This is a genomic window from Saezia sanguinis (genome assembly GCF_003991585.1).
Lineage (GTDB): Bacteria > Pseudomonadota > Gammaproteobacteria > Burkholderiales > Burkholderiaceae_C > Saezia > Saezia sanguinis.
This window is the reverse complement of record NZ_PQSP01000002.1, coordinates 259,580-281,086: the sequence shown is the minus strand read 5'-3', so window position 1 is coordinate 281,086 and position 21,507 is coordinate 259,580. Positions and strand designations below refer to the sequence as shown.

The 21,507-nt window shown below is 52.2% G+C and carries 21 protein-coding genes; 8 read left to right on the top strand and 13 right to left on the bottom strand.

Annotated features, from left to right (window positions below; all coding sequences use genetic code 11):
• Window positions 1–9 precede the first annotated feature (9 nt).
• From CUZ56_RS05365 to def, 9 genes are all read right to left on the bottom strand, one after another.
• On the bottom strand, window positions 10–2,481 hold the full coding sequence (locus tag CUZ56_RS05365) for a DmsA/YnfE/YnfF family dimethyl sulfoxide reductase (RefSeq protein ID WP_126979001.1): 2,472 nt from the start codon (window positions 2,479–2,481) through the stop codon (window positions 10–12).
• Between the two features lie 345 nt (window positions 2,482–2,826).
• Window positions 2,827–3,144 carry a hypothetical protein gene (locus CUZ56_RS05360; RefSeq protein ID WP_126978999.1) on the bottom strand — a complete coding sequence of 106 codons (318 nt, stop codon included), beginning with the start codon at window positions 3,142–3,144 and terminating at the stop codon, window positions 2,827–2,829.
• A gap of 21 nt (window positions 3,145–3,165) precedes the next feature.
• Window positions 3,166–4,359: a phosphoglycerate kinase gene (locus CUZ56_RS05355; RefSeq protein WP_126978997.1), complete on the bottom strand. Its 1,194-nt coding sequence runs from the start codon at window positions 4,357–4,359 to the stop codon at window positions 3,166–3,168.
• Window positions 4,360–4,592: 233 nt separating this feature from the next.
• Window positions 4,593–4,931: an AzlD domain-containing protein gene (locus tag CUZ56_RS05350; RefSeq protein WP_404948029.1), complete on the bottom strand. Its 339-nt coding sequence runs from the start codon at window positions 4,929–4,931 to the stop codon at window positions 4,593–4,595.
• Window positions 4,928–5,773, bottom strand: a complete 846-nt coding sequence (locus tag CUZ56_RS05345; RefSeq protein ID WP_239442061.1) for an AzlC family ABC transporter permease — start codon at window positions 5,771–5,773, stop codon at window positions 4,928–4,930. The genes CUZ56_RS05350 and CUZ56_RS05345 overlap by 4 nt, the downstream gene beginning before the upstream one ends.
• A 132-nt stretch (window positions 5,774–5,905) precedes the next feature.
• Window positions 5,906–6,781, bottom strand: a complete 876-nt coding sequence (gene htpX / locus CUZ56_RS05340) for a zinc metalloprotease HtpX (RefSeq protein WP_126978995.1) — start codon at window positions 6,779–6,781, stop codon at window positions 5,906–5,908.
• Window positions 6,782–6,909: 128 nt separating this feature from the next.
• Window positions 6,910–7,872, bottom strand: a complete 963-nt coding sequence (fmt, locus tag CUZ56_RS05335; RefSeq protein WP_126979668.1) for a methionyl-tRNA formyltransferase — start codon at window positions 7,870–7,872, stop codon at window positions 6,910–6,912.
• Between the two features lie 42 nt (window positions 7,873–7,914).
• A complete protein-coding gene (locus CUZ56_RS05330) occupies window positions 7,915–8,436 on the bottom strand; it encodes a hypothetical protein (protein ID WP_126978993.1) in 522 nt (173 codons plus the stop codon).
• Between the two features lie 87 nt (window positions 8,437–8,523).
• A complete protein-coding gene (gene def / locus CUZ56_RS05325; RefSeq protein WP_126978991.1) occupies window positions 8,524–9,036 on the bottom strand; it encodes a peptide deformylase in 513 nt (170 codons plus the stop codon).
• Between the two features lie 192 nt (window positions 9,037–9,228).
• Here def and CUZ56_RS05320 point away from each other — a divergent pair, with 192 nt between their 5' ends.
• From CUZ56_RS05320 to CUZ56_RS05310, 3 genes are all read left to right on the top strand, one after another.
• Window positions 9,229–10,515 carry a LysM peptidoglycan-binding domain-containing protein gene (locus CUZ56_RS05320; RefSeq protein ID WP_126978989.1) on the top strand — a complete coding sequence of 429 codons (1,287 nt, stop codon included), beginning with the start codon at window positions 9,229–9,231 and terminating at the stop codon, window positions 10,513–10,515.
• Between the two features lie 46 nt (window positions 10,516–10,561).
• Window positions 10,562–11,692, top strand: coding sequence for a DNA-processing protein DprA (gene dprA, locus CUZ56_RS05315; protein ID WP_126978987.1), 1,131 nt, complete (start codon window positions 10,562–10,564; stop codon window positions 11,690–11,692).
• A 62-nt stretch (window positions 11,693–11,754) separates the two neighbouring features.
• Window positions 11,755–12,207 (top strand): DUF494 family protein, encoded by a 453-nt coding sequence (locus CUZ56_RS05310; protein WP_126978985.1) that lies wholly within the window; start codon window positions 11,755–11,757, stop codon window positions 12,205–12,207.
• A gap of 68 nt (window positions 12,208–12,275) precedes the next feature.
• On the opposite strand, the gene secF is transcribed toward CUZ56_RS05310, so the two are convergent.
• The 4 genes from secF to yajC all read right to left on the bottom strand — a co-directional run bounded on the left by secF (window position 12,276) and on the right by yajC (window position 16,494).
• Window positions 12,276–13,229 (bottom strand): protein translocase subunit SecF, encoded by a 954-nt coding sequence (gene secF, locus CUZ56_RS05305; protein ID WP_126978983.1) that lies wholly within the window; start codon window positions 13,227–13,229, stop codon window positions 12,276–12,278.
• Window positions 13,230–13,242: 13 nt separating this feature from the next.
• Entirely contained in the window at window positions 13,243–15,123 is a 1,881-nt protein-coding gene (gene secD / locus CUZ56_RS05300; protein ID WP_126978981.1) for a protein translocase subunit SecD, read from the bottom strand.
• Window positions 15,124–15,187: 64 nt separating this feature from the next.
• Window positions 15,188–16,108, bottom strand: coding sequence for a SecDF P1 head subdomain-containing protein (locus CUZ56_RS05295; protein ID WP_126978979.1), 921 nt, complete (start codon window positions 16,106–16,108; stop codon window positions 15,188–15,190).
• A gap of 62 nt (window positions 16,109–16,170) precedes the next feature.
• Complete coding sequence (gene yajC / locus CUZ56_RS05290; RefSeq protein ID WP_126978977.1) at window positions 16,171–16,494, bottom strand: preprotein translocase subunit YajC; 324 nt, start codon at window positions 16,492–16,494, stop codon at window positions 16,171–16,173.
• 428 nt (window positions 16,495–16,922) lie between these two features.
• Here yajC and CUZ56_RS05285 point away from each other — a divergent pair, with 428 nt between their 5' ends.
• The 5 genes from CUZ56_RS05285 to lptA all read left to right on the top strand — a co-directional run bounded on the left by CUZ56_RS05285 (window position 16,923) and on the right by lptA (window position 21,503).
• Complete coding sequence (locus CUZ56_RS05285) at window positions 16,923–17,219, top strand: H-NS histone family protein (RefSeq protein ID WP_126978975.1); 297 nt, start codon at window positions 16,923–16,925, stop codon at window positions 17,217–17,219.
• A gap of 386 nt (window positions 17,220–17,605) precedes the next feature.
• Window positions 17,606–19,312, top strand: a complete 1,707-nt coding sequence (gene argS / locus CUZ56_RS05280) for an arginine--tRNA ligase (RefSeq protein ID WP_126978973.1) — start codon at window positions 17,606–17,608, stop codon at window positions 19,310–19,312.
• A 32-nt stretch (window positions 19,313–19,344) separates the two neighbouring features.
• Window positions 19,345–19,980 carry an SPOR domain-containing protein gene (locus CUZ56_RS05275; protein ID WP_162615259.1) on the top strand — a complete coding sequence of 212 codons (636 nt, stop codon included), beginning with the start codon at window positions 19,345–19,347 and terminating at the stop codon, window positions 19,978–19,980.
• Window positions 19,981–20,064: 84 nt separating this feature from the next.
• On the top strand, window positions 20,065–20,712 hold the full coding sequence (locus CUZ56_RS05270) for a thiol:disulfide interchange protein DsbA/DsbL (protein ID WP_126978969.1): 648 nt from the start codon (window positions 20,065–20,067) through the stop codon (window positions 20,710–20,712).
• 215 nt (window positions 20,713–20,927) lie between these two features.
• Window positions 20,928–21,503: a lipopolysaccharide transport periplasmic protein LptA gene (gene lptA / locus CUZ56_RS05265; RefSeq protein ID WP_126978967.1), complete on the top strand. Its 576-nt coding sequence runs from the start codon at window positions 20,928–20,930 to the stop codon at window positions 21,501–21,503.
• The last annotated feature ends 4 nt before the right edge of the window (window positions 21,504–21,507 follow it).

Sequence of the window (21,507 nt, the reverse complement as noted above, 5' to 3'; positions counted from 1 at the left end):
ATTTCCTCCTCAAGCCAGCTTGCGGATTTCAACCAGATTGGTATGCTGCGGATTGCCCTTGGCCAAAGGCGATGGGCGATGCGTTGTCAGCACATTGATACTGCCTGCACGGTCAATCTTCCTGCCATCCGGCGCGTACCAGGCACCTTCGCCCAATGCCACCACACCGGGCATGATGCGCGGCGTGACTTTCACATTGATCTGTGTTTCACCCCGGTCGTTAAAAATGCGAACCATATCGCCGTTTTTAATACCACGCGGCTTCGCATCAATCGGATTCATCCACACCTCCTGCCGTGCAGCCGCTTTCAGCAGTTCCACATTGCCATAGGTTGAGTGTGTTCTGGCCTTGAAGTGAAAGCCGGTCAACTGCAGCGGATATTTTTCACGCAACGGGCTGTCCCAGCCTTCAAAAGTAGGCACATAAACAGGCAGCGGATGAATCACATCCCCTTCAGGCAGTTCCCATGTTTTGGCCATTTCAGCCAGACGCGGCGAATACAGTTCAATCTTGCCTGATGGTGTTCCCAGTGGATTGGCCTGCGGATCATCGCGAAATGCTTTGTGCGCAATGAAGTGTCCATTTGGATCTTTACGTTTGTAAATACCCATTTCACGGAACTCTTCATAGGTCGGCAATTGCGGATCCTGTTCACGCGACTGTGCGTACAGATACCGCAGCCACTCTTCTTCGGTGCGGCCTTCGGTGAATTTGTCCTCAATCCCCAGGCGGGCGGCCAATTCGCTCATCATCTGGTACAGCGTTTTGCACTCCATCGGGGGCTTGACCGCCTGTTGCGCAAAAATGGCAAAACTCATATTCCCCGCAGAGTCGGCCAGACAGAAGTCTGCCTGTTCTGCCGTTACCGTATCAGGCAACAGAATATCTGCACACATGGCGCTGGACGTCATATGGTTGTCGATGACGACAATCATTTCACATTTGCTTTCATCCTGAAGAATTTCCAACGTTTTGTTGATGTCCGAATGCTGGTTCAAGGTTGAGTTGCCCGCGTAATTCCACAGGAACTTGATCGGCGCTTTGAGCCGGTCTGTACCACGCACGCCGTCCTTGGTTGCCGTCATCTCCGGGCCGCGGACAATCGCATCCGTCCACAGGAAAAATGAAATGGAATCCTTGACCGGATTGGTCAACGTCGGGAAACGCACAAACGGCAATGAGTAAGTTCCCTCACGGCCACCGGAGTTGCCGCCGCTGATACCCACATTGCCTGTCAGGCTGGCCAGCAGTGCAACAGCACGTGCAGACATCTCTCCGTTGGCGTGGCGCTGCGGCCCCCACCCTTGCACGATATAGCATGGTTTTGCCATGCCGATTTCGCGTGCCAGCTTGATGATCCGGTCCACCGGAATGCCCGTGATACCAGATGCCCATTGCGGCGTTTTGGCAATGCCATCAGGCCCGTCACCCAGCACGTAGGCTTTGTAATGCCCGTTACTTGGCTCGCCTGGCGGCAAGGTTTTTTCATCGTACCCGATACAGTATTTATCCAGAAACGCCTGATCGACCATATTTTCAGTGATCAGCACGTGAGCCAGCCCCGCGACCAGGGCGGCATCCGTCCCGGGGCGAATCGGTATCCACTCGTCTTCACGTCCGCCGGCCGTATCGGTATAACGCGGATCAATGATGATCATGCGGGCATTGGAACGGGCCCGCGCCTCGGCCAGGTAATACACCACCCCGCCGCCGCTCATGCGGGTTTCAGCTGGGTTGTTGCCAAACATCACCAGCAGTTTGGTATTGGCAATATCCGATGGGCTGTTGCCCACACTGCTGCCATATGTGAAGCTCAGCCCGGTGGTAATCTGCGCGGTACTGTAGGTGTTATAGTGGTTCAAATAACCACCGTAGCAGTTCATCAAACGGGTCACCAGTGAAGCATTTTGCGGCCACGAGCGTGCCAGCGTGCCTCCCAGCGTACCTGTGGCGTACTGCAGGTAGACAGATTCATTGCCATACTGTTCAACAATGCGCTTCAGGTTGGAAGCAATCGCATCCAGAGCCTCATCCCAGGTAATGCGCTGAAACTTCCCTTCACCTCTTTTGCCGACCCGTTTCATGGGGTACATCAGCCGATCCGGATTGTATACACGCTGACGCATTGAGCGACCACGCAAACAGGCACGCACCTGATGCTCGCCATAAACATCCTGGCCGGTATTATCGGTGTCCACCCACTTGATCTTGTCATCCACAACATGCATACGCAATGCGCAGCGGCTGCCACAGTTCACCGTACAGGCGCTCCAGAATACTTTTTCTGCCGCTGAGCCTGCAGCAGTAGACTCCGGCGCTGCCCAAACATAGGGCGCAAACAACCCGCCACTGGCAGAAATCAGACTGCCTCCGGTCAGTTGCAGAAAATGCCTTCGGTCAAAACCTTGCGGGTCATTTGTCGCAGAACATTGATTTACGCTGGTGGTAACTTCACCAGGTGCTGGTTCTTGAATCTTCATGACGCTTAAACCTCATCGTGATGTTATTCAGCGGTTTAAACAAGAAAATACAAGACTTTAAATATCAATTGCAAGTTGCACTTGCACCTCATTTATTTTCCTGAATGAACCGTTTTTCTTTTTCCGGATAAGGTTCATTGTTAATGAAAAACCAAATTATCAGTTGATAAAAATCAACCTAATATTTTTCTCGAACAGTATGGTTCTCAATTTAAACTGATGCTTATTGCTATCATCAAAAAATAAAAGCCTGAATATAAATCAATACAATGAAAAAATGGATCAGAAATATTTCCGATCCATTTTTTAAACACGTACCAAGCTGGCAATAAAAACAGGCCGATTTTATTGCAGGGGCAGTAAGTCCCGTTTTTTTAAATCTTTTTTCATCAGCATCGGATAAACCCAATTCACCATCAGTGAAAATGTGATCAGTGCCATAAATAAAAACAACACCCACACAACCAAAAGGCCGCCCATGAATGTCAGCACACCACCGCCAATCCACAGAATCAGTACAAACAAAAGAAGTACGCATACCGGAATTGCAATACCCGGAATGGATTTTTGTGCACGCTTGAATACAGCTTCCTGCTCATCCCTGGGCAGATGATGCAAAAAAGCATACCGGCTTAAAAAATCAGAAGCTTCTTCTTCACTCACATCCATACCCCTGAAACCGGCTTATCCTTGCGCCCGCTTTTGTAATATTTCCAGTGCAGGCAATACCTTGCCTTCGAGCATTTCCAAAAATGCACCGCCACCGGTCGAAATATAGCCCACTTTTTTCTCAATGCCATACTTGGCAATGGCCGCCAGTGTATCACCGCCACCGGCAATCGTGAAAGCAGGCGTTTGTGCAATCGCCTGCGCCAGCTTTTGTGTGCCATGGCTGAATGCTTCAAATTCAAAAACACCGACCGGGCCGTTCCAGACCACGGTTCCGGCTTTGGCAATGATATCTGCCAGATGCTGCGCCGTTTTCGGGCCGATATCGAGAATCATGTCGTCAGCCGCCACATCCTGAGCAGCCTTGACCTCGCCCGGATCATCGGCGCTGAACGACTTGGCTGTAACCACATCCACAGGAATTGGCACCTCGGCAGAACGCGCCGCCATTTTATCCATCACGGCCTGTGCCTCTTTCACCAGATCCGGCTCTGCCAGAGACTGACCGATGGGCAACCCGGCAGCCAGCATGAATGTGTTGGCAATGCCGCCACCCACAATCAGACCATCCACCTTATCGGCCAGGCTTTCCAGAATTGTGAGTTTGGTGGAAACCTTGGAGCCAGCCACAATGGCCACCAGTGGCCGTTTCGGGTTACTGATTGCTTTGCTGATGGCGTCTACCTCAGCCGCCAGCAACGGCCCGGCACAGGCCACAGGAGCAAACTGCGCCATGCCATACGTTGTGGCTTCCGCACGATGCGCAGTACCGAATGCATCGTTCACATAGATATCTGCCAGCGCCGCTATTTTTCTGGAGAGCGCCTCGTCATTCTTTTTCTCGCCCACATTACAACGGCAGTTTTCCAGCAGCACCACTTCCCCTGCAGCAACTTCTACACCGTCCACCCAGTTCTGCACCAGGCGTACCGGCAGCCCCAAAAGTTCGCTCATCCGTTTGGCCACAGGCGCCAGTGTATCTTTGGGCCCGACCTCACCCGGCGTCGGGCGCCCCAGGTGCGACGTCACCATGACCGCAGCACCGGCATCCAGCGCCATCTGAATTGCCGGCAGCGACGCGCGTATGCGCGTATCTTCGGTAATCTGATGCTGTTCATCCAGCGGCACATTCAAATCGGCACGAATAAAAACACGGCGGCCTTTGGCCTGACCCTGCGCAACAATGTCGGAAAAACGAAGTATTTGCATGATGGAAATATCTGTCAGTTCATCGTGAAGTTATAAAGCAGATGGCACCCTTGACAGATTCACCTCGCAGATATTGGTGAAAATATCAGAGTACCTTAGATACGCTGCATTTTATTGACAGGTCTGTTCTTTCTGCGTGTGCAGTGCTCATACCCCGTTAAATTACTCAAAAGAGTTACAAGCACACACAGATACACCCGCATACGCTGTCGAATGCAACAACCCGCCTTACTTCACCACCCCAACCCCACATGCAGCGGCAGATAAACCGCCATGCCTGCAATGATGGTGCCCAGCATGCCCCGTCGCCACAAGTACCAGGCCAGTGCCGCCAGCACCGCATAAATCCGCGCATCCTGCAGCGTATGGATCAACCCGTGCCCGTCAGGGGACAGCAAAATAGCCGGTCCGATAGATGCCGTCAGCGCCGCCAGCGGTGCATAACGCAAACCGCGCGTCACCCATTCTGGCATCTGCCACGGATGGCTGCTGATAAAAAAGAACGAACGGGTCACGACGGTGACCACGGTCAGCCCGATAATCACCAGGATAATCTGCGTTTCACTCATCATGGTTCACGGCCCTCGCTCTTTTGCTTTGCGTCAGCAGCCTGTCGTACGCGGAGCCGCTCACGTGCGCCCCGCACATAATCCGCTTTTTCGGCAATCAGTGCTGCCACCACTGCGGTAATGATCGCCACCACAATGTTAAGATCAAACGGAAACACATCGCGTGCAAACACCACCACCAGTGCCGCCACCACCATGGTGAACCACGTAATCCAGCCGCTGAGCATGGTGAACGTTACGGCCAGAATCGCCAACACCGCTGCGAACTGAATCCCCCAGCCCTCCGGAATCATGTTACCCAGCACAATACCCACCAAAGCTGCGCCCTGCCAGATTGCCCAGTTCACCCCGACATTCCCCCAGAAATAAGGCATCTGGTCTTCGCGCCAGTCCGTTTTGGGAAAGCGCCGCATGAACAGCACATACGTCAAGTCACCACACAGGTACCCAGCCAGCCAGCGCTGCCACCAGGCATAGCGCACAAAATAAGGCCGCCATTGCAGGCTGAAAATGACAAAACGCAGATTCACGCAAAACCCGGCCAGCAGCACAATCCAGATCGGTGCGCCGGTAATCATCAAAGGCAGTGCTGCCAGTTGAGCGCTGCCGGCATACACCAGCACGCTCATCCACACGGCCAGATCAACCGGCATACCGGCTTTGACCATGGCCATGCCTGTTACCAGCCCCCAGGCGCCAAAGCCTGGTGCCAGCGAAAACATGTCCCGGATCCCCTGCATGAAAGCGGGATGCGACAGCATATTGCGCGAAAAAAAAGCCCGTTTGGGCTCTTCGGGAACGGTTAACGGTGGGGTGTCATCCATGATGGATACGATTGTCGCCAAAACAGCATGCATTTGCATGACTAGGGTTAACGTCAATCATCAAATTGGGGTTTACGCAACACGCACCCATAAAAAAACGCTGCCATTTGGCATGGCAGCGTTTTTGGCCGGCAGTTTCACGTATGCCCGCACTTACCGGAATGCCGGGGGCTGCCCGACGCCTTGCTGCGCCATTTGCTGCAAGCGCTCAATGCGATTGGCCGTATTCGGGTGTGTCGAAAACAGGCTATCGCGCTTGCTGGACGACAGCGGATTGATGATCATCATCTGGCCGGTGGTCGGGTTCAGCTCCGCAGCTTCCATCGGAATGCCGCGTGCATAGCTGTCAATTTTTTGCAGCGCCGAGGCCAGCGCCAGCGGGTCGCCGGAAATCTCCGCCCCACCTTTGTCCGCTGCATACTCGCGTGTGCGTGAAATTGTCATCTGAATCAAACCTGCCGCCATCGGTGCCAAAATAGCCACCGCCAGCGTCACAATCGGGTTACCCGAATTGCCGTTGCTGCCACGGCCACCGCCAAAAATCAGCGCAAAATTTGCCAGCGCTGAAATAGCGCCTGCCATGGTAGCACTGATGGTGGAGATCAAAATATCCCGGTGCCTCACGTGTGCCAGCTCATGCGCCATTACGCCGCGCAACTCGCGCTCGGTCAGCACCCGCATGATGCCGGTTGTGGCAGCTACGGCTGCATGCTGTGGGTTGCGCCCGGTTGCAAAAGCATTGGGCTGGTCTTCGTTGATCACATACACCTTGGGCATGGGCAACCCGGCCCGCTGCGTCAACTCATGCACAATGCGGTACAACTGTGGCGCGCTGGCCGCATCCACCTGTTGCGCTTTGTACATTTTCAGTACCAGTTTGTCCGAAAACCAGTAGCTGAAAAAATTCATTGCCACGGCAAACAGCAGCGCAATGACCATGCCCTGCTGGCCTCCCAGCAAATTACCCAGCCCGACAAATAAGGCTGTAATTGCAGCCATCAAAATTGCGGTTTTTGTAATATTTCCCATTCTGTGAATTTGGTCCTTTCAGTGATTCCAAGCTCTTTGCGAAAGCTCCTGCTTACATGGTTTATATGACACTTTTTCTACAAGTTCGTTCCACAAGGCCTATCTATGGGCAGCATGATTTATTTCAATCACAGCAATAGATCGCCAGCAACCATTGGCACCGACTGTAAAAACGCAGGCGCAGGCTGCCGCTTTCCACCTGGACGTTGCAACATGCTCACAACCAGAACGCCATCCCCGGTCAGGATATGAATGCCTTTTTCATCTATTTTAAGCACCTGGCCCGGCTGGCCAGTCTTGTCCGCTTTATTTGCGGAAAGAGCCTGTGCCTGCCATAGCTTAATAAGGTGTTCACCGCACTGTGCGGCAGCGCCGGGAAAAGGATCAAACGCACGGATACGCCGCTCGATCACCGCTGCCGGCTCCTTCCAGTCAATACGGCTTTCTGCCTTGTCGATTTTGTGGGCATAACACACCCCTTGCTCCGGCTGTGGCTGCGGTTGCAACGCTCCCTGCTGCAGTTGCGCAAGCACCTGCACAACCAGTTGACCGCCTAACGCAGCCAGTTCATCATGCAACGTGGCAGTGGTGTCTGTTGACTTGATATCTACAGCCCCGCAGACCAGCATGGCGCCAGTGTCCAGCCCGGCATCCATCTGCATAATGGTCACACCGGTTTGCGCGTCTCCGGCCTCAATGGCGCGGTGAATCGGTGCGGCACCGCGCCAGCGTGGCAATAATGAGGCATGGATATTCAGGCAGCCGAATTTCGGCAACTCCAGCACCCATTGCGGCAAAATCAGCCCATAAGCCGCGACGACCATGACATCAGGCTGCAATGCCTCCAAAGCGGCTTTTGTTTGCTGCGCCTGCTCGGCATAGCGCCCGTCCAGTTTCAGGCCAGCAGGTTGCAGTACATGGATCTGATGTGCTTGCGCATACTGTTTGACCGCGGAAGGCTGCAGCTTCATGCCGCGACCAGCCGGGCGATCCGGCTGGGTCAATACCAACGGCACGTCATACCCGGCATCCACAACCGCCTGCAAGCCAACTCGGGCAAATTCCGGTGTTCCGGCATAAACGATTCGCAGCCTGCCAGCGCCCATTATCCATTTCCTTTTATTCAATAAAAATCAGCGGCGCCAGGTGTCCCTGTCCATGCTGAAATCAATCCCTGCCTCTGCCCGGCGCACGCGGCCATTTTCATCAAAATAAATGTAATAAAACATGTATTTGATATCCCACCAGCGGTAATTCCAGATGTCGCCCTTCCAACTGGCAACATGGTCGACCAGTGCCGGTGGGCCGAACTCACGTAAAACATCTTCACGCCCCCAACTCCCATCAACCGGAATCTGCATAAAGTATTTATTTTGCAACGCCTGGTAAACCTGCGTGACCTGACCAGCCTGGTCCAGATCAATCATCCAGGCATAACGCCCCCAGGGCTGCCCGGAATACTGCAGGCGAACGCCACCTTCCGGCAGTAACACGCGCGCTGTGGGCTGCCCCCAACCGGACAACACCTGCTGCTCTGACTGCCCCACCCATTTCTCAGGAGAGCCCCACATATTGCAACCTGCCAGCAAAAAAGCTGCTGCCAGCAGCGAGAAAACCCAATAGCTTAGCCGGAATATGTATGATTTTCGCAACATGGTCGTTCCTTCCCAATTCAGAAGTTATCGCTTTAATGATTATCAGGATGCTACATCAGCCCTGCACTGAAATGAGAAAACGACCCCCTAGCGTTGTTTACCTTGTTCCCGTGCCCGCTTGAGCAACTTGGTGCGGATACGGTTGCGCTTGAGTGTGGACAGGTATTCCACAAAAACATGGCCATCCAGGTGATCAATCTCGTGCTGCAGGCATACCGCCAGCAGGCCATCGGCCTCTACGCGAAAAGATTTCCCCTGCTTATCCAGCGCTTCCACGGCCACCCAGTCCCAGCGTTCCACGTCGTCGTAGATGTCTGGCACAGAAAGACAGCCTTCTTCATGTAAAATCAATGTGTTACTGTGCTCAACAATCTGCGGGTTAATCAGCACCAGCGGTTCATCACGTGTCTGTGATACATCAACCACAATGACTCGCTCCTGGACATTAACCTGTATAGCGGCCAGGCCAACACCATTGGCATCGTACATGGTCTCTAACATGTCGTCAGCCAGTTGCGCAATACGCTCATCCACCTGTAATACAGGTTGGGCGATTTTGTTTAAACGCGCATCAGGATAACAAAGAATTTCTAGCTTCATAAAAACCTATTTTTGTTGTCATTTTGACATCACTTGTCATAATTGGCGATGCCTTATTGCGATTTCAAGGGTTTACAGGCACAATCAGAATCTGTAACTAGGCGAAAACACTATAAAATACTCCCTGTGGGATGGAGGATTGGGATATTTCTTTTGATATTCCAGTCATGGTAAAAGGAAGAGAGCGATTTTATGAAATCAGACCAATTAAGCAAAAAGCTGCGTCTTCTGGTGCTGGCAGCAGCTATGACGACCTCTGTTGCCTCCTTCGGGCAAGCGGCTGCAGGTGGCGACCAGTGGCATATTACCGCATCACAAAGCGCAGCAGCAACGTTGGCAGCACAAAACGGCGTTCACGTATCAGAATTGCGTGAAGACGCTCCTGCCACTTACCAGATCAAACAGGGCGATACCCTGTGGAGTATTTCAGGCTTTTTCCTGAAAGATCCCTGGAAATGGCCTGCATTGTGGGGCATGAACCAGTCCCAGATCCGCAATCCGAACCGCATTTATCCGGGGCAAATGCTGTACCTGAACCGTCAGGGCGATAGAGCAACCTTGCAAATCGCTACGGCTGTAGGCAGCAGCGGTAATACCCGTGCCAACAGCGCAGCCAGTGGAGCCATCCCGACGGTGCGGCTGTCTCCTGGTGTCCGTTCTGAAGCGTTAGATGACAATGCCGTGCCCGTATTGCCGCCGGAAGCGGTGATTCCATTCCTGGAGCATGGTGTCATTGTTTCCCGTGATGAGTTTGAGAATTCACCGCGGGTTGTCGCTACGCAGGAACGCCGCCTGATCCTGACCGCAGGCGATAAAGTCTACACCCGTGGTGGAACCATCAACCCTGCCGAACAAAAAATTTACCTGGCTTACACCACCCCTGAAGCGGTGCGTGACCCTGAAACCAAGGATGTTCTGGGCTTCCAGGCGACCTATTTGGGGAAACTGCAGTACGTTCGTGCAGGCTCTGAAGGTCGTGCCGGCTCTTATGATCCGACAGAAGTCCCTGCAACATTCGTCATTACAGAAACCAAGCAGGAAATCCGGGTGGGAGACCGCCTGACCCCTGCCAGCAACCAGCAGGAATTACTGACAGACTATGTACCAAGTGCGGCTCCGGCAGGCATGGAAGGCAGAGTTGTCAGCCTGTATGGCGGTAATGCGTTCCGCCATGGCTCGCTTTATCAGATTGTTCTGTTGGGCCGTGGTCATCTGGATGGCCTGGAGCGCGGCAATGTTGTGGCCTTATGGCGTACCGGCGTTGAAGTGCGTGACCGTACCATGCCTGAGCAACAGCGTTTTGTGACTCCCTGGTCTGAAAATGACCGCCTTTCACAGCGCCAAAGCAACATGATGACACTTCCAGACGAGCGCTATGGTCTGGCTATGGTTTTCAAAACATACGACCATTTGTCCTACGCGATTATCATGCAGGTCACCGACAGTGTTGAACCAGGCGACAAATTCACAACGCCTTAACACATTGAATTAAGGGCGGGCTTACCCGCCCTTAATTTTAGAAAAAATGCCTACGACAGCGCATGATGATCTTATCCCGTGGTTACGGCTGCTGCTTACATCAGGCATTGGTCCCCAGGCTGCCCGCAAGCTGCTTGCAGCATTTGGCAGCGCGCAAGCAATCTTTCAGCAAAGCATCTCTTCCTTAGGGCAGATCGTCTCTGCCAGACAGTCTCAGGCCCTGGCTCACGCGCCTGAAGGCTTTGAACAGGCATCGCAAGCTCTGGCATCCTGGCTGAATGCCAGCGCAACACACCATGTGCTGACATTAGAGCATCCCAAATACCCTAAAGCACTGCTTGAAATTCCTGATCCCCCTTTCATGCTGTATGCCAGCGGGCAACTTGAATTGCTGTGCCAGCCAGCCCTGGCCATTGTCGGCAGCCGTAACCCCACCCCTCAGGGAGAAGAAACAGCTCGTGATTTTGCCCGCACTTTCAGCCAGCATGGCATCACGGTTGTCTCCGGTTTGGCACAAGGCATCGATGGCATATCCCAGGCAGCAGCACTGGAAGCATCCGGCAGCACCATTGCGGTGCTGGGCACTGGTATTGACCGTGTTTATCCGGCCAGTCACCATGCTCTGGCACACCAGATTGCACAGCATGGACTGCTGCTCAGCGATTATCCTTTAGGCACCCCTCCAATAGCGGCCAACTTTCCCAAGCGCAATCGCATCATTGCAGGGCTGTCAGCCGGGGTTCTGGTTGTAGAGGCTACCTTGCGTTCAGGCTCACTGATCACAGCCAAACTGGCTGCAGACATGGGCAAAGATGTCTTTGCCATCCCGGGCAGCATCCACAGCCCTCAGGCCAAAGGGTGTCACTGGCTGATCAGACAGGGTGCCAAACTGGTTGAAACGGCACAGGACATTCTTGAAGAACTGCATTTTCCGGCCTTACCCTCCATAACAAAACCGGCATCTGATCCCGTCAGCACATCTGAAGCAGCCATGACACCTGATAACAAAAATGTTGTGTTACACGCCATCGGCGAAGGCCCGACCAGTTTTGACGCTATCGCTGCCCGCACAGGCATGAATACAGCGACTTTGCAAGCAGAGCTTCTGACGCTGGAACTCAATCAGCAAATTGCGCGCTTACCAGGCGGCTTTTTCCAGCGCCTGCATTTAGCCTGAAACTCTGCGGGTCTTCATTTTTTTCTTCCAGCTTTGACTGCGAATCCGCTATAGTGGGTAGCATGTTTGATGTACTGATTTACTTATACGAAACTTACTGGCGCCCTGAAACCTGCCCCAGTGCTGAGCAGTTGTCACAACAACTCAGCGATGCAGGCTTTGAGCGCAACGATATTCATGCTGCTTTAAACTGGCTAAACGGCCTCAAATCAGCAGCACACAGCAATCCGCAAGTTGCCGGGCATGACAGCACACGCATTTACTCAGAAGCAGAAATAGCGTATCTGGGACCGGAGGGTATTGCCTTTTTGAATTTTCTTTCATCCGTGCAGGCATTAACCCCGCATATGCGCGAACTGGTCATTGACCGTGTGCAATCCATCCCCTTTGCGCCGGTAGAGTTACACCTGATCAAAATCTGCGTTCTGATGGTCTACTGGACTGTCGGCTATGAGCCTGATGCACTCATCCTGGATGAGTTGATCCATCCGCTGCAACACCACATGCTGCATTGAGATGGCCTGCTCTTACGGCAAACAAGCACCAAAGAGCAAACCACAATCCTCATAAAAGCATCAACACATCAGACCACAGCACCTGCGTTCGGATCGTGTGGATCATGTTTCCCTTTGCCATCTTTGATAAAGTCCTCGCGCTTCACGCCAAACCACATCACCAGTGCGGCAGCCACAAACACAGAAGAATAGATACCAAACAAAATCCCGATCGTCAGCGCCAGCGCAAAATAATGCAGCGTTGGCCCACCCAGGAAAAACATGCACAACACCACCGCTTCGGTAGAACCGTGGGTAATGATGGTACGGCTCATGGTACTGGTGATCGCATGGTTGATCACCTCTGCGGTATTGAGCTTGCGGTAACGCCGGAACGCTTCACGCACACGGTCAAAAATCACCACCGTTTCGTTTACCGAATACCCCAGCACCGCCAGCACCGCTGCCAATACAGAAAGTGAAAACTCCCACTGGAAAAAGGCAAAGAACCCCAGAATGATCACCACGTCGTGCAAATTGGCGAGAATACCTGCCACACCAAATTTCCACTCAAAACGGAATGCCAGATAAATGATCACCCCGGCCACCACCAGCCCCAGCGCCAGCAGCCCCTTGTGTACCAGCTCATTACCGACCTGAGGCCCGATAAACTCCACTTTTCTCAGTATCACATCAGGCGTTACCTGTCGCAGCGCTTCGATGGTTAAATCACTTTGCTCCTGCGAAGTAACCCCTTGGCGCAAAGGCAGACGAATCATCACATCATTGGCAGAACCAAACGTCTGTATCAGAATATCATCGCCATACCCCAAGCGGCTGACAGTCTGGCGAACGCTCGCAATATCTGCCGGCTCGCTATAATGCACTTCCAGCACCGTTCCGCCGGTAAACTCCACCGATAAATGCAACCCGCGGGTCACCAGAAAAAATACCGCCGCAACAAACACCAATACAGAAATCACGTTCAAAATGAACGCATATTTCATGAATGGGATGTCTTTTTTAATTCGAAAGAATTCCATAATTTACTCCCACTCAATCCTGCTGAGGTTTCCAGATCTGGCCAATCGCCAGGGACTTCAGCTTGCGACGCTGTCCGTACCACAAATTCACCAGGCCACGTGAAACAAAAACCGAGGTAAACAGCGAGGTCAGAATCCCCAGACAATGCACCACGGCAAAACCACGAATCGGGCCCGCATCACACGTCAGCAACGCCAGACCTGCAATCAGTGATGTGATGTTGGAGTCCAGAATGGTTCCCCAGGCATGCTCATACCCCGCATTGATCGCCATTTGCGGTGTCGCCCCTGCCCGCAGTTCCTCTCGTATACGCTCATTAATCAGCACATTGGCGTCAATGGCCATGCCCAGTGCCAGTGCCATTGCCGCGATACCAGGCAATGTCAGCGTAGCCTGCAACAACGACATGACAGACACCAGCAACAGCAAATTGATTGCCATGGAAATGGTCGAAAACACGCCAAACAGCATGTAATAAAGGCACATGAAAACCGCCACAATGGCAAACCCGTAAATAACGCTGTTCACACCTCGGGCGATATTCTCTTCACCCAGGCTGGGTCCAATGGTGCGCTCTTCAATGATCTCCATCGGGGCCGCCAATGACCCCGAGCGCAGCAGCAGCGCAATACTTTGCGCTTCTTTGATCGTCATGGAGCCTGAAATCTGCACGCGCCCACCGGGAATCGGCTCATTGATCGATGGCGCTGTAACAACTTCGCCACGACCTTGCTCAAACAGCACAATCGCCATGCGTTTGCCACGATTCTCACGCGTCAGGTCATAAAAAATACGTGACCCCTGAGTGTCAAGGTTCAGGAAAACCGCAGGGATCTGGGTATCCTGGGTTCTGCCAGGCTGCGCATCGTTGAGGTTTTCCCCTGTCAGCAAAACCTCACGACGTAAAATGAGCGGCCGCCCGTCTCTATCAGTAAACCGCTCGGAGCCTAAAGGCACGGGCCCCTGCCCGTTCAAAGCCGCCATCGCCTGCGGACTTTCATCCACCATGCGAATCTGCAATGTCGCGGTACGGCCCAAAATTTCTTTGGCTTCGGTCGTATCCTCCACACCGGGCAATTGCACCACAATACGGTCTGCCCCCTGTTGCTGAATCAAAGGCTCGGCAACCCCCAGTGCATTGATCCGGTTATGCAGTGTATTGATATTTTGTTGCAGAGCCAGCGCTTCAATTCGCTGAACAGCCTGTGGCAATAAAGTCACCTGCAACTGGTAAGCGCCGTTGGAGCTGTTGTCTGTTACCTGCGCATCTTCAGATCGGATTTCCTTCTCTGCTGCAGCCAGTGTCTGTTCGTTTGCGAAGACGATATCAATCACCAGCCCATTACGGGTAACCGATTCATAAGGCACGCTTTTATTACGCAAATCTGTACGGATATTGTTAGCCAGCGATTCCAGGCGATTGGCCAGAGCCGTTTCCATATCCACCTGCAACAGAAAGTGCACGCCGCCCCGCAAATCCAGCCCGAGATTCACCGGCTTGGCGCCAATGGCCTTTAGCCACGCGGGCGTCAATGATTCGGTATTGATTGCTACGGCAAAAACACGGTTTGTCGCATCAGGATTCAGCCCGCGGATTAACACATCGCGCGCACGGGCCTGATCTTCTTTGCTGCTGAAACGGATATTGATTCTGGGTTGGCCGGCCTGCTCGGCCAATACATCACTGTTGGTTGGCTCAATACCGGCTTGTCGCAGAAAATTTTGAATCCGCTGCACGGCTTCAGCGTTGACTTCTTCAGTCTTGATCGCCGAGACCTGAACCACAGGCGCCTCACCAAACCCCCCCCGAAGAAGGGTAGGAGACGCATACAACACCCCGCAAACCACCGCTACAACGATGATCACGTATTTCCATAAGGCATAACGGTTCATGACAAACCTTTCAATAACTGTGCCGCTGAATTTTTCATCTCTTGACCACGCACAAATAGCATTATTATTTCACTTCCATACTTGTTAGCTCATTATTTTTCACTGGCACGCAGACTTCCTGCTCGACTGCCAACGAATTGGCTTTGCGCGTTACTGTACATATTTGTTCAATTTTCATGGGAACAAGCATGCTTTGCCGCAAATCCCGCACCATATTTTTTGCCTCTGACACCGATACGCCGCTAATCTGGAGCTTTCCCTCACGGATAACCCCACTCACCCACGGTGCAGAAATAACTTTTTGCGTATCTGGCGTCACCAGCACCATTGCCAGCTGTCGACCCACATGATCTTGCGTTACCCGGCCGAACCGCTGCGCGCCCTCTGGCGTGAACTCTATCATGACTGCGGGCAGGTCACTATATGTGCTGTATTCAAAATCAACCTGCTGCAGGTGCTCTTGCGACAGCAACACGCGGGTATCCAGTACCAATGGCAATTCACTGCCATCCACACCAACAAGCTCCTGACCATCAGGCAATGCAGTCCCCCCACATACAACCTGATAGGCATCCATGTCGCTGACAGACCTGATCTGAAGCAGAACCTGTTCGCTCAGTAACAATTCCAGTTTTTGACCCGCGGCCACATCTGGCAGCGCTGCAATGATCTGACCAGGATGCCCCTGCACGATCAAGCGCCAGGCATGTTGTGAGCAGCCCAGCATCTGGCATAACAGCTCCGCCTGTTTTTGCGAAAAGGCATCGCACGCTTCACGTGCATCCGCCTCTTGACATAAACGGGACTCTGACTGGAGTACGTAATAGACACTGCCGCGCCAACGCTCTAACCCTTCGGGCAAAGCTTGCGCAGCAGCATTGAAAATGCCGGTCAGCAGCAACAGTGATAAACCAATTTTAGCCACCAGCAACCGATGGATAAACTGAAAATTAATTACGAACACTGTGCCTTCCACCTTGCCCATCGAGCAGGCTTGAACTTATCCGCTTCAAAAGGAAAACACCTTTTTTGAACAGCAAGCACTGTTTACTTGATAGTGCCTTTGGGCAACACCTGTGCAACGGCACCACGCTGAACCTGGATTTCGACGCCATCAGCAATTTCAATGGTGATGATTGAATCAGACAGCTTGGTCACCCGGCCATAGATTCCACCTGCTGCAATCACTTCGTCCCCTTTGCCCAGAGCTTCGACCATCTGCCGATGTTCTTTCTGGCGTTTCATTTGCGGGCGCATCAGTAAAAAATACAGCACCACAAACATGAGGATCAAAGGCAGCATGGACATCAGGGGAGAAGCCCCTTGAGCAGCACCTTCAGCAGCTTGCGCATAAGCATCCGTAATAAACACAGTATTGCACTCCTATAAAGGTAGATATTGTATTGAAAAATGAATGTATTAACTCAACTTGTGCGATTCCCCGGTACAACGTCGGGAACTCTCTCGCTGCCTGCTTAAATTTTAAGCACCAATTGGGAAGTTATCCACAACATCATACAAATCACTTAAATCATTTACCGTGCCAGCATGTTTTCGCTGCACCCTGCCTCAATACGCTTTAATTTTTCTATCTTTACAAAGAAGCTCAGAAATACGCTGCCGTTTCTCCCATCATCCATACGCCAATAACATGCACAGGTGCCAAACTGCAAAATTAAAACCAATCAGCATGACAGTCATTTTATTTAATTCAAAGTTGAATTGAATCTGTTTTCTTTATATTCTGAATTAATCTATAATAGAATCCAGTTTGCAATTAACCATAGGAGTTTTATATTATGGAGTCCCTCGAAAACCTGCTACAAAAACAAAAAGAACTATCTGCCAAAATTGACGCCGTACGTCATCAGCAAAAAAAAGAAGGACTTGCACAAATTGTGGCACTGGTCGAACAGTATCAGTTCAGCCCAGATGAAGTCATGACTGCATTAGGTAAACGCAAAGCCGGCCCTAAAAAAGGCATGACTGTTGCTCCCAAATACCGCAACCCGGCTACCGGAGCCACCTGGACAGGCCGAGGTAAACCTCCAACCTGGATTGCCGGCAAGAATCGTGATCAGTTTTTAATTCGTTAATCTGGCTTTCCCCAAATAAAAGGATCTTAAATGATCCTTTTATTTTCATTTTAAATAATGCATAACGGCTATAAATTCGCCGTTATTGTCATTTATTTAATTAAATTTCCCTCAAACTCCACTTAAACCAATTTGAAACTGCTGTGAGTTTATGGCCTGGATTCCAGGCATTTGAATCATTCATGCACATATCCCTTAACCTATACCAAGGCATGTAAAATGTGATTCGTGCAGCAATACCGATAGCACACAGTCGTCATGCACTGGCTGTGCCGCCCGAAATTAGGCACAATAGATCCTTTCCGGGTATATCCGCAGATGTGCCAGATGATTATTCTTTTCACACAGCGCCAAGTACGTTGTGTTTTTAATGTTAATACCTCAATATGTTGCAAGCCAAACAGGAACTTTTGCTCCTTCTTCAAGAACAAGTCGCTGCTCTAGCACCAGAATCATCCCATAGCCTGACATTTGAAACACCCAAACAGGCACAAATGGGGGACCTGGCCTGCACGATTGCAATGCAGTTGTCCAAGCCGCTGCGAAAAAATCCGCGTGAAATTGCACAGCAACTGGTTGATGCACTGAACGCTTCGGCTGTTGTCCATCAATGGGTGGAGAGCATTGACATTGCAGGCCCCGGCTTTATCAATATCAAACTCAAACCTCAGGCCAAACAGCAAATCGTTTCAGACATTTTGAACACCAAAGAACAATTTGGCCATAACGACAGCGCGCACGGCAACCGGGTGATTGTTGAATTCGTTTCAGCCAACCCGACCGGCCCTCTGCATGTGGGACACGGCCGCCAGGCCGCTTTGGGGGATGCTTTATGCAACCTGCTGGCAACACAGGGCTGGCAGGTTACACGCGAGTTTTACTATAACGATGCCGGCGTACAGATCCACAACCTGACCATTTCCGTGCAGGCCCGCGCACAGGGCCTGGTGCCAGGAGGCGCAGGCTGGCCGGAAAACGCCTATAACGGTGAATACATTGCCGACATTGCCAAAGACTTTCTGGCACAAGAAACCGTTACAGCAGATGACCGTCACTTTACGGCCAGCGGCAATGTCAATGATCTGGAGTCTATCCGCCAGTTTGCCGTTGCTTATCTGCGCCACGAACAGGACCAGGATTTAACAGCATTCCAGGTCCGGTTTGACAATTATTACCTGGAGTCCAGTCTTTACAGCAGTGGCCGTGTTGACGATACCGTCAAAAAACTGGTGGCATCCGGCCACACTTATGAAAAAGACGGTGCCATGTGGCTGCAAACCACCGACTTTGGCGATGACAAAGACCGTGTCATGCGCAAGCAGGACGGCAGCTATACCTACTTTCTGCCCGATGTGGCTTATCACATTGCCAAGTGGGAGCGCGGCTTTACCAAAGCCATCAATATCCAGGGCTCTGACCACCACGGGACCATTGCCCGTGTACGTGCTGGCTTGCAAGCTGTCGGCATGCATATTCCCAAGGACTACCCTGACTATATTCTGCACAAGATGGTTACCGTGATGCGTGACGGGCAGGAGGTTAAAATCTCCAAACGCGCAGGCAGTTACGTGACCTTACGCGACCTGATCGAATGGACCAGCAAGGATGCCGTGCGTTTTTTCCTGATCAGCCGCAAAGCAGACACCGAGTTTGTTTTTGACATTGACCTGGCATTAAAGCAGAACGATGAAAACCCGGTATTTTATGTACAGTATGCACATGCACGCATCTGCTCCATTGTGCGTGAAGCACAGAAACAAGGGCATGACACTTCTGCTTTGACTGGTGCAGACCTCAGCAGACTCACAGCCCCCACGGAGCTGACACTGATGACCAGGCTGGCCCAATATCCGGATATGATCGCCGAAGCCGCGCACACGCTGGCACCGCACGATGTTGCATTTTATTTACGCGATCTTTCCAGTGCCTTCCACAGTTATTATGATGCCGAACGCGTACTGGTCCAGGACGCCAGTCTGGTTTTGGCCCGTCTGGCATTATTGAGCGCCACACGCCAGGTACTGGCAAATGGCCTGGCCTTGCTGGGCGTTGGTGCGCCAGAATCAATGAGTCGCAACGATGTAGTATCATAAGGGCAATCTTTACTATGCAATCAACTTCTATCATGATTCAACAGCGCGGACTTTCACTGATCGGCTTTATTCTCGGGCTTGTACTGGGCCTGATTATTGCGGCAGGTGTGGCGTTTTACATCACCAAAACGCCGGTCCCCTTTGCCGACCGCTATTCTCAGCAGGAGCCGCTCCAGGTACCGAGTGACTGGAATCCGAACCGTTCTTTGCAGCCCCAAGGCGGGCCTGCCGCGCCCGAGCAGCAGACACCCCCGCCACTGCCTGAGACAGCAACAACGCCAACAGACAGCGTGATACCGGCCCCTGCCACCACAGATGACCCGGTTGCCATCGCTGCGCTGGGTGGCGCCATGCCTTCAGGCAACGAACGCGTCGCGCCATCAACAACCGTAGCGCCAGAAGGCAGGCCGAATACCCCGCCACCCGAAGCCAACATGCAGTTTTATGTGCAGGCAGGCGCTTTTGCCTCCCCAACCGAAGCCGAACAACAACGTGCCCGGCTGGCTTTGCTGGGCAACCAGGCTGTTATCAGCCAGGTAACCGCAGCAGGCAGAACGATTCACCGTGTACGACTTGGCCCTTACTCCACCCGGGAAGCCGCCAGCATTGCACAGCGTAATCTGGCCAGCAACAACATTGATGCCGCCATCGTGCTGGTACAGCAGTAACAAATCACTGCCACCATATGAACTAATGTGAACTGCCTATACTCCAAAGGTCATTCGCAGATAAGAGATAGGAAAACAACGATCATGCAACGCAGACATTTTTCAAAAGGGCTAGTCGCCGGAGTTTCAGTAATAACAGCCGGGCTGATGAATCCACTGGCTCAAGCAAGCGAAGTCGCTCTGCAGGAGAATAAGAATTTCTGGCTGGTTAAGCCCACTTTGCCCAACGATGCACCGGCTGGCAAAGTACAGGTCATTGAATTTTTCGCCTACAGCTGCAACCACTGTTTTGCTTTTGAATCCATCTTCAACGCCTGGGCTGCCAAAGCACCGGCAGATGCCTACATTCAGCGTGTTCCCGTATCGTTCCGCTCCATCGTGGAACCCCATGCCCGTATTTATTACACGCTGGAAGCGCTCGACCGGCTGGATCTGCACGACACCGTGTTTGAAGAGGTTCAGGTAAAGAAAAATTATCTGATTGAACCCAAACCGATCCGCGCGTTTTTTGCGGCTCATGGCATCAATGCCGACGAAGCCATGAAAGTCTATGAATCTTTTGGTGTGCAATCCAAGGTTCAGCGCGCCAATCAACTGGTGGAAGCCTACGGCATCGAAGGAACACCGGCTATCGGCGTTGGAGGACAGTATTGGACCATTGGCGCCTCTCAGGAAGCACTGCGTGTCGCTGAAACATTGATCGCCCGTGTTAAAGCCTCTATGGGCAGCTAATACTTTTCCTGGTTTTACCATAGAAAATGCCGCTCAACGCGATACGCTTTGGCGGCTTTTTTATTGGCCCCGCCTTTGCAGGCTTTCATATTCTCTTTCTTTACACTGTTTTTGACTATTTCATCCAAGCTGATAGAAAACCTCCTGCTCTCTGCTGGATGATTACCGCTCCCCTGTAGAATCAAGTAAGATAGGGGCTGTTTAATGCAATTTTCATGCCGGACATAATTATGCAGACTGTTTTCTCACGGTTTTTCATATATGCAGCCAAGCAGATACCTGTTATCACGCTGTTATGCCTGATGTCCTTCTCCTCCTGGGCCGCCAATGATGATGCCAAGCAACCCATCCACATTGAGGCGGACCGCATGCAATACGACAATGCCAATAAAGTCAGCCGCTTTTTCGGTAATGTGGTTGCTTCGCAGGGGTCATTGACGATACGCGCCGCACAAATGGATGTCCGCCAGGTGGCTTCAGGGCACCAGCTTGGCGTTGCCATTGGCTCGGCCCAGCACAGAGCCTATTTCAGGCAAAACCGTGACAACACCAATGAATATATCGAAGGCGAAGCCATCCGCTTGGAATATGACAGCCGTACCACCACATTGAAGCTCGTTGGCGATGCGACCATTCGGCGTTACCGGGGTACCGAGCTCTGGGACCAGTCTTCCGGCGGAGTCATTACCTATAACGACACCACCAGCTTTTTCACCGTGGAAAGCGGTCCCAACAGCAGCTCTGCCAGTGGCCGCATGACCATGGTCTTAACCCCTGAGCCAAACGATTAACCCG

Coding starts and splice junctions, on each gene's coding strand:
- CUZ56_RS05355 (WP_126978997.1), bottom strand. CDS start 4,359: ATGCAAATACTTCGTTTTTCCGACATTGTTGCGCAGGGTCAGGCCAAA.
- CUZ56_RS05270 (WP_126978969.1), top strand. CDS start 20,065: ATGCAACGCAGACATTTTTCAAAAGGGCTAGTCGCCGGAGTTTCAGTA.
- CUZ56_RS05320 (WP_126978989.1), top strand. CDS start 9,229: ATGAAATCAGACCAATTAAGCAAAAAGCTGCGTCTTCTGGTGCTGGCA.
- CUZ56_RS05350 (WP_404948029.1), bottom strand. CDS start 4,931: ATGATGAGTGAAACGCAGATTATCCTGGTGATTATCGGGCTGACCGTG.
- CUZ56_RS05285 (WP_126978975.1), top strand. CDS start 16,923: ATGGAGTCCCTCGAAAACCTGCTACAAAAACAAAAAGAACTATCTGCC.
- def (WP_126978991.1), bottom strand. CDS start 9,036: ATGAAGCTAGAAATTCTTTGTTATCCTGATGCGCGTTTAAACAAAATC.
- CUZ56_RS05295 (WP_126978979.1), bottom strand. CDS start 16,108: ATGGGCAAGGTGGAAGGCACAGTGTTCGTAATTAATTTTCAGTTTATC.
- CUZ56_RS05330 (WP_126978993.1), bottom strand. CDS start 8,436: ATGTTGCGAAAATCATACATATTCCGGCTAAGCTATTGGGTTTTCTCG.
- dprA (WP_126978987.1), top strand. CDS start 10,562: ATGCCTACGACAGCGCATGATGATCTTATCCCGTGGTTACGGCTGCTG.
- argS (WP_126978973.1), top strand. CDS start 17,606: ATGTTGCAAGCCAAACAGGAACTTTTGCTCCTTCTTCAAGAACAAGTC.
- lptA (WP_126978967.1), top strand. CDS start 20,928: ATGCCGGACATAATTATGCAGACTGTTTTCTCACGGTTTTTCATATAT.
- CUZ56_RS05365 (WP_126979001.1), bottom strand. CDS start 2,481: ATGAAGATTCAAGAACCAGCACCTGGTGAAGTTACCACCAGCGTAAAT.
- CUZ56_RS05275 (WP_162615259.1), top strand. CDS start 19,345: ATGATTCAACAGCGCGGACTTTCACTGATCGGCTTTATTCTCGGGCTT.
- secF (WP_126978983.1), bottom strand. CDS start 13,229: ATGGAATTCTTTCGAATTAAAAAAGACATCCCATTCATGAAATATGCG.
- CUZ56_RS05310 (WP_126978985.1), top strand. CDS start 11,755: ATGTTTGATGTACTGATTTACTTATACGAAACTTACTGGCGCCCTGAA.
- htpX (WP_126978995.1), bottom strand. CDS start 6,781: ATGGGAAATATTACAAAAACCGCAATTTTGATGGCTGCAATTACAGCC.
- secD (WP_126978981.1), bottom strand. CDS start 15,123: ATGAACCGTTATGCCTTATGGAAATACGTGATCATCGTTGTAGCGGTG.